We start from the raw sequence: 12,178 nt of genomic DNA, 5'->3' as shown, positions 1-12,178 counted from the left end.
TTCACCTCCAGTAGTTTTCCATTATTGTGCGAAAAATCCTGACAGCCTGACATGGCTGAATTAAGGTAAGCAGGGGGAAATTCCTTTCATAATTAGGTGAAAACCATGAATGACTTACTTGATGAAATTGACCGGGCGATCCTCGCTTGCCTGACTCAGGACGCCAGAGTCTCGTTGAAGGTATTGAGCGCGCGGGTGGGGCTGACCTCGCCGAGCACCGCCGAGCGGGTGAAGCGCCTGGAGGAGCGGGGGGTGATCCAGGGCTATGGGGCGCGGGTGAATCTTGCCGCGCTGGGCTACAGCCTGCAGGCGCTGGTGCGGGTACGGCCGCTGCCTGGTCTGCTGCAGAAGGTGGATAAATATATCCAGGCGATGCCGGAGTGCATCGAAAGTGACAAAGTGACCGGAGAAGATTGTTTCGTGATGCGACTGGTGGTGCGTGATATTGCCCAACTGGATACGCTGCTTGACGGCCTGGCCGAATTTGCTCAGTGCAATACCTCGGTGGTGAAAAGTTCGCCGGTGAAGAGACGACTGCCCCCGCTGTGAGTTTCCCGGAGGCGGCGCGGCGCACCAGTCCGGGCTGCCGGTCGGCACAGGCAGCGTTCTCTCGCTACGCTCGAGTCGAACCTTAGTCGAAGCTTCTCATCCTTCCCCGTGGGGCAGAATATAAAAGATCGTCGAGTAGTCGAATTGGAAGTTTTTTAAGAAGATGGTGGTGGGGGAAGGATGACTCGGCGCTAAAGCGCCTCGCCCTTCGGGCCGTTGCCTGCGGCAACGTTCTCTCGCTACGCTCGAGTCGAACCTTAGTCGAAGCTTCTCATCCTTCCCCGTGGGGCAGAATATAGAGTATCGCAAGTGAAGTAAGTTGGGTAATACATGAAGAGATGGTGGTGGGGGAAGGATTCGAACCTTCGAAGTCGATGACGGCAGATTTACAGTCTGCTCCCTTTGGCCGCTCGGGAACCCCACCAGGGGTAAAATCAAATTGTAGGCTATTCAGCAAAGTGAATGGTGGTGGGGGAAGGATAACTCGTCGCTATCGCTCCTCGCCCTTCGGGCCGTTGCCTGCGGCAACGTTCTCTCGCTGGCGCTCGAGTCGAACCTTAGTCGAAGGTTCTTACCCTTCCCGCTAAGTGCAAACATCGTTTACGCCTGCCGGGGAAACCCTATCACTGTAGTGAATAATGGTGGTGGGGGAAGGATTCGAACCTTCGAAGTCGATGACGGCAGATTTACAGTCTGCTCCCTTTGGCCGCTCGGGAACCCCACCACGGGGTAATGCTTAGTACTGGCCTGCTTCCTTCTCGGGAAGCGGGGCGCATCATACCAAATGATGCGCCCCTGTAAAGAATTCCTTTGACAAAAATAAACTGGTTGCCTGATTTTTACCCGTAACGCCGGAAAGCTAACCAATTCATTTCTCAGTCGATTAAAGAATAATCGTCCGGTTACCGTAGACGAAGACGCGCTGCGCCAGGACCTGATACAGCGCCCGGCTCAATACGTTTTTTTCGACATCGCGCCCGGCACGCATCATATCTTCTGCGGTATAAGTATGATCGACGTGAATGACGTCCTGCATAATGATGGGACCTTCGTCCAGGTTATCATTCACGTAGTGGGCGGTGGCGCCGATGATCTTCACGCCGCGCTCATAGGCCTGATGATACGGACGCGCGCCGATAAACGCCGGCAGGAACGAGTGGTGAATATTAATGATCTTGTTCGGGAAACGAGCGACAAATTCCGGCGTAAGAACGCGCATATACTTGGCCAGCACCACGTAATCCGGTTCGTGGGCGGCAATCGCGTCGCCCATCTGCTTGTCGTGCTCTTCGCGGCTCAGCCCTTCATGGCTGACCAGTTCAAACGGGATGCCAAAACGTTCCACCAGCGGGCGCAGGGTGTCATGGTTGCCAATAACCGCGGCAATGTCGACATCCAGCCCGCCGTAGTTGGCTTTCATCAGCAGATCGCCGAGGCAGTGCGCCTCTTTCGTCACCAGAATCACTACCCGGCGGCGGCCTGCCGGATTGAGTTCACGAATCGAGCCTTCCGGCAGGGCGCTGTCCAGATCGGCCAGCAGAATAGCGTCGTTGAAAATGCCTTCCAGTTCGGTGCGCATAAAGAAACGACCGGTACGGTGGTCAACAAATTCGTTGTTCTGCACAATGTTAAGTTCGTGCTTGTAGCAGATATTGGTGATACGCGCGATGAGGCCTTTCTGATCAGGGCAAATAGTGCGTAGTACTTTACGTTGTAATGAATGCATCGCGAGGAAAATCCTGTAGTGTTTGCAAGCGCTGCGGTAGCGTTACTGGCCGCAGCATTTTTTAAATTTTTTACCTGAACCGCAAGGGCAGGGGTCGTTACGGCCAATCAGCGGCCGTGTCCCGTCGATATAGTACCACTGTCCATTTTCTTTTAAGAATCTGGAACGTTCAATAATGGCGCCCGGGCGGTTATTGTCATTAAAGCGGGCGATAAAGCTGACAAAGCCTTCATTGGCGGCTCGTCCATCATCGCTGGCGAACAGGGTTAAGCCCAGCCATTCGGTGTGGGCAAAGCCTTTCTCCAGTTCGGCGCGAAACTGCTGCGCCTGACAGGACGGATGCCAGGTTTTGATCAGATAGTCGGCATCTTTCATGACGAACGCGCTGTAACGGGAGCGCATAAGCTGTGACGGGCCTGGCGCAAGCTCAGCGCCGGACAGATATCGCTGGCAACATGAGCTATACTCCAGTGCGCTGCCACAGGGGCATAATTGCGACAAAATTGCCTCCATGGAAGAAAGAGTAACGGCGCTTCTACGCCAAAGGGCTTTATGTTAACTGAGCCGTGACAATGTTGCCACGCTCAGAGTGGAAGGATAGTTATCAGTACTAATGAGAAAGCTTAAAATTGGTCTGGCGTTAGGTGCGGGCGCCGCCCGCGGATGGTCGCATATTGGCGTCATCAACGCCCTCCAGCAGGCCGGCATTGAGATTGATATCGTGGCCGGTTGCTCTATCGGTTCGCTGGTAGGGGCGGCGTATGCCTGTAACCGACTCCCGGCCCTTGAGTCCTGGGTCTGCTCTTTCAGTAACTGGGACGTTCTGAAACTGATGGATCTCTCCTGGCGCCGCGGTGGACTATTGCGGGGTGAAAAGGTGTTCAATCATTATCGCCGCATCATGCCCGTGACCGATATCGAACACTGCGAACGGCGATTTGCCGCCGTCGCGACAAATTTAAGCACTGGCCGGGAGCTGTGGTTTACCGAAGGCGATCTGCACTTAGCGATTCGAGCCTCCTGCAGTATGCCGGGGTTAATGTCGCCGGTCAGGCATAACGGTTACTGGCTGGTTGATGGCGCGGTGGTCAATCCGGTTCCCGTATCGCTTACGCGGGCAATGGGGGCGGATATCGTGATTGCCGTGGATTTGCAACATGATGCCCACCTTATGCAGCAGGATTTATTCTCCCTCGAAACGCCGCGGCGGGAAGCCGAAGCGAAGGAGGGGCCATGGCATACTCGTCTGCGCGCACGCTTGACGCAAATGAGTTCCCGCCGTACGGCCGTGACGCCGACGGCGATGGAGATCATGACCACCTCTATCCAGGTCCTGGAGAACCGTCTTAAACGCAATCGTATGGCGGGTGACCCGCCGGATATCCTGTTGCAACCGTACTGTCCGCAAGTCTCGACGCTTGATTTCCATCGCGCCGGCGAGGCGATTACCGCAGGGCAGTTGGCGGTAGAAAAGAAAATGGATGAATTATTACCCTTAGTGCGTACCGCGATTTAACGCACGAGTACCTGACTTAAGCAAATTCTGACAGGCGATAGTGAGAATAGCGTGCCACTATTGAATTATCGTCAGCCAGGGGAGATATCATGACGCAGCCATTGGCGGGAAAACAGATTCTGATAGTTGAAGACGAACCCGTTTTCCGCTCACTCTTGCATGGATGGCTGACCTCGCTGGGAGCAACAACCTTCCAGGCGGAAGATGGCAAGGATGCCCTGCATAAAATGACGGAGGTGCATCCGGACCTGATGATTTGCGACATTTCGATGCCGAGAATGAACGGTCTGGAGCTGGTGGAGACGTTGCGTAATCGCGGCGAGCAGCTACCGATCCTGATGATTTCCGCTACCGAAAACATGGCCGATATAGCCAAAGCGTTGCGGCTTGGCGTTCAGGACGTGTTGTTAAAGCCAGTAAAAGATTTCGATCGCCTGCGCGAAACCGTTTATGCCTGCCTCTATCCTGCGATGTTCAGTTCACGGGTGGAAGAGGAAGAGCGATTATTTGAGGACTGGGACGCGCTGGTCAGTAATCCCATTGCGGCTTCACGATTACTGCAGGAATTACAGCCGCCGGTGCAACAGGAAATGTCGCACTGCCGCATTCATTATCGGCAGCTGGTGTCGGCGGATAAACCCGGTCTGGTACTCGATATCGCCCCGCTCTCGGACAATGATTTGGCCTTCTATTGTCTGGATGTCACACGGGCAGGAGATAATGGCGTCCTGGCCGCTTTATTATTGCGCGCGTTGTTCAATGGCTTGCTACAGGAGCAGCTGGCGCATCAGGGACAACGGCTACCAGAAATGGGGAGTCTGCTAAAACAGGTGAATCAGCTCCTGCGTCAGGCAAACCTTCCCGGCCAGTTTCCTTTGTTAGTGGGGTATTACCACAGCGGACTGAAAAATTTAATTCTGGTGTCGGCGGGACTTAATGGCACGCTGAATACCGGTGAGCATCAAATTCAGATTAGCAATGGCGTTCCTTTGGGCACCTTGGGTGATGCTTACCTTAATCAAATTAGTCAACGCTGTACCTCATGGCAGTGCCAAATTTGGGGGGCGGGAGGCCGTTTACGCTTAATGTTGTCTGCGGAGTGAGCAATTGCGTTTATATCTAAGCAGACGGGATTACCCGTTGTCCTTTAGCGGTGGTAACATCGAGCAGTTTTATGCGTAAAAGTCCTAATTCGAGGCTATCGGAAGCTTTTCAGACCAGTGAATACGCGGTTGACTGATATACTCGACACGTTATTTGTAACGAGAAGTTTAAAAAACAAACAGTCCAGGAGATTTCAATGGCTGCCCTTAATTCTAAAGTCAGAAAAGCGGTTATCCCGGTTGCGGGATTAGGCACCAGGATGCTGCCGGCCACCAAAGCGATTCCAAAAGAAATGCTGCCGCTGGTAGATAAGCCGTTAATTCAGTACGTTGTTAATGAATGTATCGCTGCAGGAATTACTGAAATTGTTCTGGTAACGCACTCGTCCAAAAACTCTATCGAAAACCATTTCGATACCAGTTTTGAGCTGGAAGCGATGCTGGAAAAACGTGTGAAACGCCAGCTGCTGGAAGAAGTACAGTCTATTTGTCCGCCGCACGTAACCATTATGCAAGTTCGTCAGGGCCTGGCAAAAGGTCTGGGACACGCGGTGCTTTGCGCCCATCCGGTGGTGGGTGATGAGCCGGTCGCAGTTATTCTGCCAGACGTTATTCTGGATGAATATGAATCCGATCTGAGCCGCGATAACCTCGCAGAGATGATCTCTCGTTTCGATGAGACCGGCGCCAGCCAGATTATGGTTGAGCCTGTCGACGACGTGACCGCTTACGGTGTCGTTGACTGCAAAGGTGAATCTCTCAAGCCGGGAGAAAGCGTGCCGATGGTAGGCGTGGTCGAGAAGCCAAAAGCTGACGTCGCCCCGTCCAACCTGGCGGTGGTGGGGCGCTATGTCCTCAGCGCCGATATCTGGCCGCTGCTGGCGAAGACTCCTCCGGGTGCCGGTGATGAAATTCAGCTGACTGACGCGATTGATATGCTGATCGAAAAAGAGACGGTCGAAGCTTATCATATGAAAGGCAAGAGCCATGACTGCGGTAATAAGCTTGGCTACATGCAGGCGTTCGTCGAATATGGTATTCGCCACAAAACGCTGGGTGACGATTTTAAAGCCTGGCTGGAAACCGCGGTTGCTAAGTAATCCGCAGCGCTGCTGAAAGCACAAAACCGGGAGTCGCAGATGCGCTCCCGGTTTTTTATATCGGCCCCTGGGGGCAAAAAAAATCCCGCCGCAGCGGGATTTTTTATATCGTAACAACGGAGATTAGATCAGGAAATCGTCCAGTGATTTACCTTGCTCATCCATTGCTTTTTTGATCACCGCCGGGGTACGGCCCTGGCCGGTCCAGGTTTTGGTTTCGCCGTTTTCGTCGACATAGCTGTATTTAGCCGGACGTGCAGCACGCTTGGTTTTGGTACCGGCTTTAACGGCTGCCATGGTGCTCAGCAGTTCATTCGGATCAATACCGTCAGCGATCAGCATTTCACGATATTGCTGCAGCTTACGCGTACGTTCTTCAATTTCTGCCGCGGCGGCGTTTTCTTCTTCACGGCGCTCGTTAACAACGACTTCTAATTTTTCCAGCATTTCTTCGAGCGTTTCCAGGGTGCATTCTCTTGCCTGCGCACGAAGAGTACGGATGTTGTTCAAAATTTTAAGTGCTTCGCTCATTGTAGTAATCTCAAACTTATATTGTGGGGTGGTTTGTTGAACTAATAATAGAGCGATAAAATGCGTTGTGCAATAGGGGGGAATGTAAGGAATTCAAAATTACTGGTTATTTGTCGCGAGAATTAATTAATTTAAGTTAAAATTCCCGTGCCGCTTCACATCTTTCATCCTTATAGCGATGAGCAGAAGGTAAGCTAAAACACTGAGACGGTATGCTTTTTCTGAGGTTCGGTGAGAAAAATTATCCTTTACATGGGTAAATAACCCTTGTCAGTATTAGCGCATTTTTGGTTATGAGGCTTAATATAAAACAACGCGCGGCGCCGCTTATAGCCCCATAGGTAACCGCCCTATAAGCACGAAAAGACAATGGTTACCCCGCCAGTAGCGTAGCGGGGCGTACAAATAATGGCCCTGAAAATTCAATTCATCCTCTTAATCCTTTGGCTTTGCAGGCTCTTCAGCTGCGATACAATACCCCTGCCGAATGGGCGGCTGTACGCATAAAATATGGTACAATCGCCGCCGCGATAAAACACTTTGATTGGGGTCACGCAGCCGATGGCACAACTTTATTTCTACTACTCTGCAATGAATGCAGGTAAGTCGACCGCTCTGTTGCAATCTTCGTACAATTATCAGGAGCGGGGGATGCGTACCGTCGTTTATACCGCTGAGATTGATGACCGCTTTGGCGCCGGAAAAGTCAGCTCGCGTATCGGTCTCTCCTCGCCGGCCCGATTGTATAACCCACAGACGTCGCTATTTAACGATATTGCCGCAGAGCACAAGCTAAAGCCGATTCACTGCGTGCTGGTGGATGAAAGCCAGTTTCTGACACGCGAGCAGGTTCACGAGCTGTCTGAAGTTGTCGATACGCTGGATATTCCTGTGCTTTGCTATGGTTTGCGGACAGACTTTCGCGGTGAGCTCTTTACCGGCAGCCAGTATTTACTGGCCTGGTCAGATAAGCTGGTGGAGCTGAAAACCATCTGTTTCTGCGGCCGGAAGGCCAGTATGGTGCTGCGCCTCGATCAGGAGGGGCGTCCTTACAACGAGGGCGAGCAGGTCGTCATCGGCGGCAATGAGCGGTACGTGTCAGTTTGTCGTAAGCATTATAAAGAGGCGCTGAGCGTCGGCTCGTTAACTCAGGTACAAAACCAGCACCGCCCCAGCTAATACGCGCAGAAGCTCGTCCAGGCGCCTGTGGGCGCCTTTTTATTGCCTGCGCACTGTTGGGCCAGCAGGCGTTAAAGCTTGGCTGTCGGCGGGCAAAAAAAAGCCCCGTCAGATGACGGGGCTTGCAGAACGTTTATGCTTGTCGATTAAGCGGATTTTTTCGCTTTTTTCTCAGCTTTCACCGGAGCTGCTTCGGCTTTCGCGGCTGCTTCGCCTTCGACGAACTCGCGACCGTAGTAGGTATCCAGCAGGATCTGTTTCAGCTCGGAGATCAGCGGGTAGCGCGGGTTAGCGCCGGTGCACTGGTCATCGAATGCATCTTCAGACAGCTTATCAACGTGGGCCAGGAAGTCAGCTTCCTGAACGCCAGCTTCGCGGATAGATTTCGGAATACCCAGCTCAGCTTTCACGCTTTCCAGCCATGCCAGCAGCTTCTCGATTTTCGCTGCGGTACGGTCGCCCGGTGCGGAGAGACCCAGGTGATCGGCGATTTCAGCGTAGCGACGACGAGCCTGCGGACGGTCGTACTGGCTGAACGCGGTCTGCTTGGTCGGGTTGTCATTCGCGTTGTAGCGGATAACGTTGCAGATCAGCAGGGCGTTGGCCAGACCGTGCGGAATATGGAACTGGGAACCCAGTTTGTGCGCCATGGAGTGACACACGCCGAGGAAGGCGTTAGCAAACGCGATACCGGCGATGGTGGCGGCACTGTGTACGCGCTCGCGGGCAACCGGGTTCTTGGAACCTTCGTGGTAGGAAGCCGGCAGGTACTCTTTCAGCAGTTTCAGCGCCTGCAGAGCCTGGCCGTCAGAGAACTCAGAAGCCAGCACGGAAACGTAAGCTTCCAGGGCGTGGGTCACGGCATCCAGACCACCGAACGCACACAGCGATTTCGGCATATCCATCACCAGGTTGGCATCGACGATGGCCATATCCGGGGTCAGCGCGTAGTCCGCCAGCGGATATTTCTGACCTGTCGCATCATCGGTCACAACGGCGAACGGCGTAACTTCAGAACCGGTACCGGAGGTGGTAGTGATCGCCACCATCTTGGCTTTAACGCCCATTTTCGGGAACTTGTAGATACGTTTACGGATGTCCATAAAGCGCAGCGCCAGTTCTTCGAAGTGGGTTTCCGGATGTTCGTACATGACCCACATGATTTTTGCCGCATCCATCGGGGAACCGCCGCCCAGCGCGATGATCACGTCTGGTTTAAAGGAGTTCGCCAGGTCGGCGCCTTTACGTACGATGGTCAGCGTCGGGTCAGCTTCAACTTCGAAGAAGACTTCAGTTTCAACACCCGCTGCTTTCAGTACGGAGGTGATCTGATCGGCATAGCCGTTGTTGAACAGGAAGCGGTCAGTCACGATCAGCGCGCGTTTGTGACCATCAGTAATCACTTCATCCAGTGCGATAGGCAGGGAGCCACGACGGAAGTAGATAGATTTCGGAAGTTTGTGCCACAACATGTTTTCAGCTCGCTTAGCAACGGTTTTCTTGTTGATCAGGTGTTTCGGACCAACGTTTTCAGAGATGGAGTTACCACCCCAGGAACCACAACCCAGAGTCAGGGAAGGAGCGAGTTTGAAGTTGTACAGGTCACCGATACCACCCTGAGAAGCCGGGGTGTTGATCAGGATACGCGCCGTTTTCATCATCTGGCCGAAGTAAGCCACGCGAGCCGGCTGGTTATCTTGGTCGGTGTACAGGCAAGAGGTATGACCGATACCGCCCATGGCGACCAGTTTTTCAGCTTTGGTCACGGCGTCTTCGAAATCTTTCGCACGGTACATCGCCAGCGTCGGAGACAGTTTTTCGTGAGCAAACGGCTCGCTTTCGTCAACGTCGGTGACTTCGCCAATCAGAATTTTAGTCGTGGCCGGTACGGTGAAGCCTGCCAGTTCAGCGATTTTCGCCGCAGGCTGACCAACGATAGCGGCGTTCAGCGCGCCATTTTTCAGGATAATGTCCTGAACGGCTTTCAGCTCTTTACCCTGCAGCAGGTAGCCGCCGTGGCTGGCGAAACGTTCGCGAACCGCGTCATAAACGGAATCAACCACCACAACGGACTGCTCAGAAGCACAGATAACGCCGTTATCGAAGGTTTTAGACATCAGAACGGAAGCAACGGCGCGTTTGATGTCAGCCGTTTCATCAATCACCACCGGGGTGTTACCGGCACCTACGCCGATAGCAGGTTTACCGGAGCTGTATGCTGCTTTCACCATGCCTGGACCACCGGTCGCAAGGATCAGGTTGATGTCCGGGTGGTGCATCAGGGCGTTAGACAGCTCAACAGACGGCTGATCGATCCAGCCAATCAGGTCTTTCGGCGCGCCGGCAGCGATGGCAGCCTGCAGGACGATGTCAGCCGCTTTGTTGGTGGCTTCTTTAGCACGCGGGTGCGGAGAGAAAATGATGGCGTTACGCGTCTTCAGGCTGATGAGCGATTTGAAGATGGCTGTTGAAGTCGGGTTAGTGGTCGGTACGATACCGCAGATGATGCCGATAGGTTCAGCGATAGTGATGGTACCAAAGGTGTCGTCTTCTGACAGGACGCCACAGGTTTTTTCGTCTTTATAAGCGTTGTAAATGTATTCGGAAGCGAAGTGGTTTTTGATCACTTTGTCTTCAACGATGCCCATGCCGGATTCGGCAACGGCCATTTTGGCGAGAGGGATTCGAGCATCTGCAGCGGCCAGCGCGGCGGCGCGGAAGATTTTGTCGACTTGTTCTTGAGTGAAACTGGCATATTCACGCTGGGCTTTCTTGACACGCTCAACAAGCGCGTTCAGTTCAGCGATATTAGTAACAGCCATAATGCTCTCCTGATAATGTTAAACTTTTTTAGTAAATCAGTCGCTCGATTCGACATTATAGACAGGCTGTAAACAGCTTGCATGTAAATGTTTATGTAGGAAAATCAGGACGCTGTTTTACCGATTTACTAAAAAAGCTTTCTCTTTTTAACTTTCAGGTACTGCTGCCTTCCACTCTGTTGGTGTCATCAAGATTACTCACTTCTGAGTACAAATTACGTGATTTAGATCAAGTATTGGCACTGCTGATACCTTTCAGCTGGCTGCTTTTTGACCGGTTCGATCAAGTGTAATGGGAGGGTTTTGAAATTAAAAAAACGATTAGCATTAAAACTACAAATAGCTAACATTCGATACATATCACCGGGTTATGCATATTTATAATGAATATTGCATGCAAAAAGCGTATGTTTCGCGCAGTTATTTTATGCTGTTAACAGTCAACCGCCAATTTTGATGATGCTGCGGAGCCCATTGTGACTCAATCACTGTTCGATTTTTCTGCATATTTCAAGTTTTTCATCGGCTTATTTGCCCTGGTTAACCCGGTGGGCATTATTCCGGTGTTCATTAGTATGACCAGCTACCAGCCGGCAGCAGTGCGCAATAAGACCAACCTGACCGCCAACCTGTCGGTGGCGATCATCCTCCTGACGTCACTGTTTCTCGGCGATGGCATTCTGCAGATCTTTGGTATCTCCATTGATTCCTTCCGTATCGCCGGCGGCATCCTGGTGGTGACCATTGCGATGTCGATGATCAGCGGTAAGCTCGGCGAAGATAAGCAGAACAAGCAGGAGAAGTCGGAGACGGCGGTTAGGGAGAGCATCGGCGTCGTTCCTCTCGCGCTACCGTTAATGGCCGGACCGGGGGCAATCAGTTCCACTATCGTGTGGGGTACGCGGTATCACTCCTGGGTGCATCTCGTCGGTTTTTCACTGGCGATTGCGGTCTTTGCCCTCTGCTGCTGGGGAATTTTCCGCATGGCGCCATGGCTGGTGCGTCTGCTGGGGCAGACAGGGATTAACGTTATCACCCGTATTATGGGCCTGCTGCTGATGGCTCTCGGCATTGAGTTTATTGTGACGGGGATTAAAGCGCTCTTCCCGGGGCTGCTGAGTTAGTTCGTTGCCACGCAGGCGGGGAGGCTCCCTTCACGCCTGCGCGATTATTAGCAAAACCTATTAACCAGCGTGGAACCGGCGGTAGGAATACGATTTTGCGATATCGCTATTAATTTCATGTTTTTCATTAAGATATGAAATATTTCTCTTAACATTCCCCTCACGTCTCTCCCTCCTGTGATGTTATTTTCTTCACATCATTCTCTGGCGCTTGCTGTCGGATCATCGAAATGATATTAGTAATTTTAACAAGGCTGCAGATGAATGTGCTAAAAAGTAATCTATTGTTAAATTTTTGTACAAAAAATCATCTCGCGGTCGCTGCGCAGTATGATGACTGATGGAAATTTAGTAACTATATGATTGATAAAAACATTTTTCTGTCGGCATATTGTGGCAACCGCTAGTGACGCTGGCAAAGCCGGCAATAAAAGAGAATCCGGTAACATATTTGCAAATTGCATTGGCGGAGGTGTTTACCTTTTGGTACTTTCCGCCGTTATCGTCTGCTGAATTATGCGTGTAAAT

Annotated in this window: 12 protein-coding genes, 2 tRNA genes and 2 other RNA genes; 7 read left to right on the top strand and 9 right to left on the bottom strand. The window is 52.2% G+C overall.

Annotated elements, in window-relative coordinates:
* The first annotated feature begins 105 nt into the window (after nt 1-105).
* Nucleotides 106-549, top strand: coding sequence for an Lrp/AsnC family transcriptional regulator (locus ABLU95_RS00560; RefSeq protein WP_023290130.1), 444 nt, complete (start codon nt 106-108; stop codon nt 547-549).
* Nucleotides 550-713: 164 nt separating this feature from the next.
* Here ABLU95_RS00560 and ABLU95_RS00555 read toward each other — a convergent pair.
* The 6 genes from ABLU95_RS00555 to ABLU95_RS00530 all read right to left on the bottom strand — a co-directional run bounded on the left by ABLU95_RS00555 (nt 714) and on the right by ABLU95_RS00530 (nt 2,776).
* A non-coding RNA gene (locus ABLU95_RS00555) (RtT sRNA) lies at nt 714-845 on the bottom strand.
* A 43-nt stretch (nt 846-888) separates the two neighbouring features.
* Nucleotides 889-973: transfer RNA gene (locus ABLU95_RS00550), tRNA-Tyr, on the bottom strand.
* Nucleotides 974-1,012: 39 nt separating this feature from the next.
* Nucleotides 1,013-1,145: non-coding RNA, RtT sRNA (locus tag ABLU95_RS00545), on the bottom strand.
* Nucleotides 1,146-1,188: 43 nt separating this feature from the next.
* A tRNA-Tyr gene (locus tag ABLU95_RS00540) sits at nt 1,189-1,273 on the bottom strand.
* A gap of 159 nt (nt 1,274-1,432) precedes the next feature.
* Entirely contained in the window at nt 1,433-2,275 is an 843-nt protein-coding gene (purU, locus tag ABLU95_RS00535) for a formyltetrahydrofolate deformylase (RefSeq protein ID WP_004203178.1), read from the bottom strand.
* A gap of 42 nt (nt 2,276-2,317) precedes the next feature.
* Nucleotides 2,318-2,776, bottom strand: a complete 459-nt coding sequence (locus ABLU95_RS00530; RefSeq protein ID WP_032428898.1) for a YchJ family protein — start codon at nt 2,774-2,776, stop codon at nt 2,318-2,320.
* Nucleotides 2,777-2,888: 112 nt separating this feature from the next.
* Here ABLU95_RS00530 and rssA point away from each other — a divergent pair, with 112 nt between their 5' ends.
* From rssA to galU, 3 genes are all read left to right on the top strand, one after another.
* A complete protein-coding gene (rssA, locus tag ABLU95_RS00525) occupies nt 2,889-3,791 on the top strand; it encodes a patatin-like phospholipase RssA (RefSeq protein WP_004203175.1) in 903 nt (300 codons plus the stop codon).
* A gap of 89 nt (nt 3,792-3,880) precedes the next feature.
* The gene (gene rssB, locus ABLU95_RS00520) at nt 3,881-4,894 is read left to right on the top strand and encodes a two-component system response regulator RssB (protein ID WP_023290128.1); all 1,014 of its coding nucleotides are present in this window, start codon (nt 3,881-3,883) and stop codon (nt 4,892-4,894) included.
* 197 nt (nt 4,895-5,091) lie between these two features.
* Nucleotides 5,092-5,994 (top strand): UTP--glucose-1-phosphate uridylyltransferase GalU, encoded by a 903-nt coding sequence (galU, locus tag ABLU95_RS00515; RefSeq protein ID WP_023290127.1) that lies wholly within the window; start codon nt 5,092-5,094, stop codon nt 5,992-5,994.
* Between the two features lie 123 nt (nt 5,995-6,117).
* Here galU and hns read toward each other — a convergent pair whose 3' ends face one another.
* Together hns and ABLU95_RS00505 are read right to left on the bottom strand one after the other, a co-directional pair.
* Nucleotides 6,118-6,525, bottom strand: a complete 408-nt coding sequence (gene hns, locus ABLU95_RS00510; RefSeq protein WP_002910103.1) for a histone-like nucleoid-structuring protein H-NS — start codon at nt 6,523-6,525, stop codon at nt 6,118-6,120.
* Between the two features lie 422 nt (nt 6,526-6,947).
* Nucleotides 6,948-7,079 carry a hypothetical protein gene (locus ABLU95_RS00505; RefSeq protein WP_032428897.1) on the bottom strand — a complete coding sequence of 44 codons (132 nt, stop codon included), beginning with the start codon at nt 7,077-7,079 and terminating at the stop codon, nt 6,948-6,950.
* Between the two features lie 7 nt (nt 7,080-7,086).
* On the opposite strand from ABLU95_RS00505, the gene tdk reads away from it, so the two are divergent.
* Nucleotides 7,087-7,704: a thymidine kinase gene (gene tdk, locus ABLU95_RS00500; protein WP_032429180.1), complete on the top strand. Its 618-nt coding sequence runs from the start codon at nt 7,087-7,089 to the stop codon at nt 7,702-7,704.
* 146 nt (nt 7,705-7,850) lie between these two features.
* On the opposite strand, the gene adhE is transcribed toward tdk, so the two are convergent.
* Entirely contained in the window at nt 7,851-10,526 is a 2,676-nt protein-coding gene (adhE, locus tag ABLU95_RS00495; RefSeq protein WP_023290125.1) for a bifunctional acetaldehyde-CoA/alcohol dehydrogenase, read from the bottom strand.
* Between the two features lie 77 nt (nt 10,527-10,603).
* Between adhE and ABLU95_RS00490 the strand changes: the two genes are divergently transcribed.
* Both ABLU95_RS00490 and ABLU95_RS00485 read left to right on the top strand, forming a co-directional pair.
* Nucleotides 10,604-10,819 (top strand): hypothetical protein, encoded by a 216-nt coding sequence (locus ABLU95_RS00490; protein ID WP_032428896.1) that lies wholly within the window; start codon nt 10,604-10,606, stop codon nt 10,817-10,819.
* Nucleotides 10,820-11,002: 183 nt separating this feature from the next.
* Nucleotides 11,003-11,650 carry a YchE family NAAT transporter gene (locus ABLU95_RS00485; RefSeq protein ID WP_002910095.1) on the top strand — a complete coding sequence of 216 codons (648 nt, stop codon included), beginning with the start codon at nt 11,003-11,005 and terminating at the stop codon, nt 11,648-11,650.
* Nucleotides 11,651-12,178 lie beyond the last annotated feature (528 nt).

This window comes from Klebsiella sp. GG_Kp146, from assembly GCF_040061975.1.
In the GTDB taxonomy this organism is placed as follows: Bacteria; Pseudomonadota; Gammaproteobacteria; order Enterobacterales; family Enterobacteriaceae; genus Klebsiella; species Klebsiella quasipneumoniae.
Note: the sequence above shows the minus strand (reverse complement) of the source record. Positions and strands in the feature narration are given on the sequence as shown.

What these genes read in the sequence shown, in the direction of transcription:
- ABLU95_RS00560 (WP_023290130.1), top strand. Translation starts at nt 106, where the DNA reads ATGAATGACTTACTTGATGAAATTGACCGGGCGATCCTCGCTTGCCTG.
- purU (WP_004203178.1), bottom strand. Translation starts at nt 2,275, where the DNA reads ATGCATTCATTACAACGTAAAGTACTACGCACTATTTGCCCTGATCAG.
- rssA (WP_004203175.1), top strand. Translation starts at nt 2,889, where the DNA reads ATGAGAAAGCTTAAAATTGGTCTGGCGTTAGGTGCGGGCGCCGCCCGC.
- rssB (WP_023290128.1), top strand. Translation starts at nt 3,881, where the DNA reads ATGACGCAGCCATTGGCGGGAAAACAGATTCTGATAGTTGAAGACGAA.
- galU (WP_023290127.1), top strand. Translation starts at nt 5,092, where the DNA reads ATGGCTGCCCTTAATTCTAAAGTCAGAAAAGCGGTTATCCCGGTTGCG.
- hns (WP_002910103.1), bottom strand. Translation starts at nt 6,525, where the DNA reads ATGAGCGAAGCACTTAAAATTTTGAACAACATCCGTACTCTTCGTGCG.
- tdk (WP_032429180.1), top strand. Translation starts at nt 7,087, where the DNA reads ATGGCACAACTTTATTTCTACTACTCTGCAATGAATGCAGGTAAGTCG.
- adhE (WP_023290125.1), bottom strand. Translation starts at nt 10,526, where the DNA reads ATGGCTGTTACTAATATCGCTGAACTGAACGCGCTTGTTGAGCGTGTC.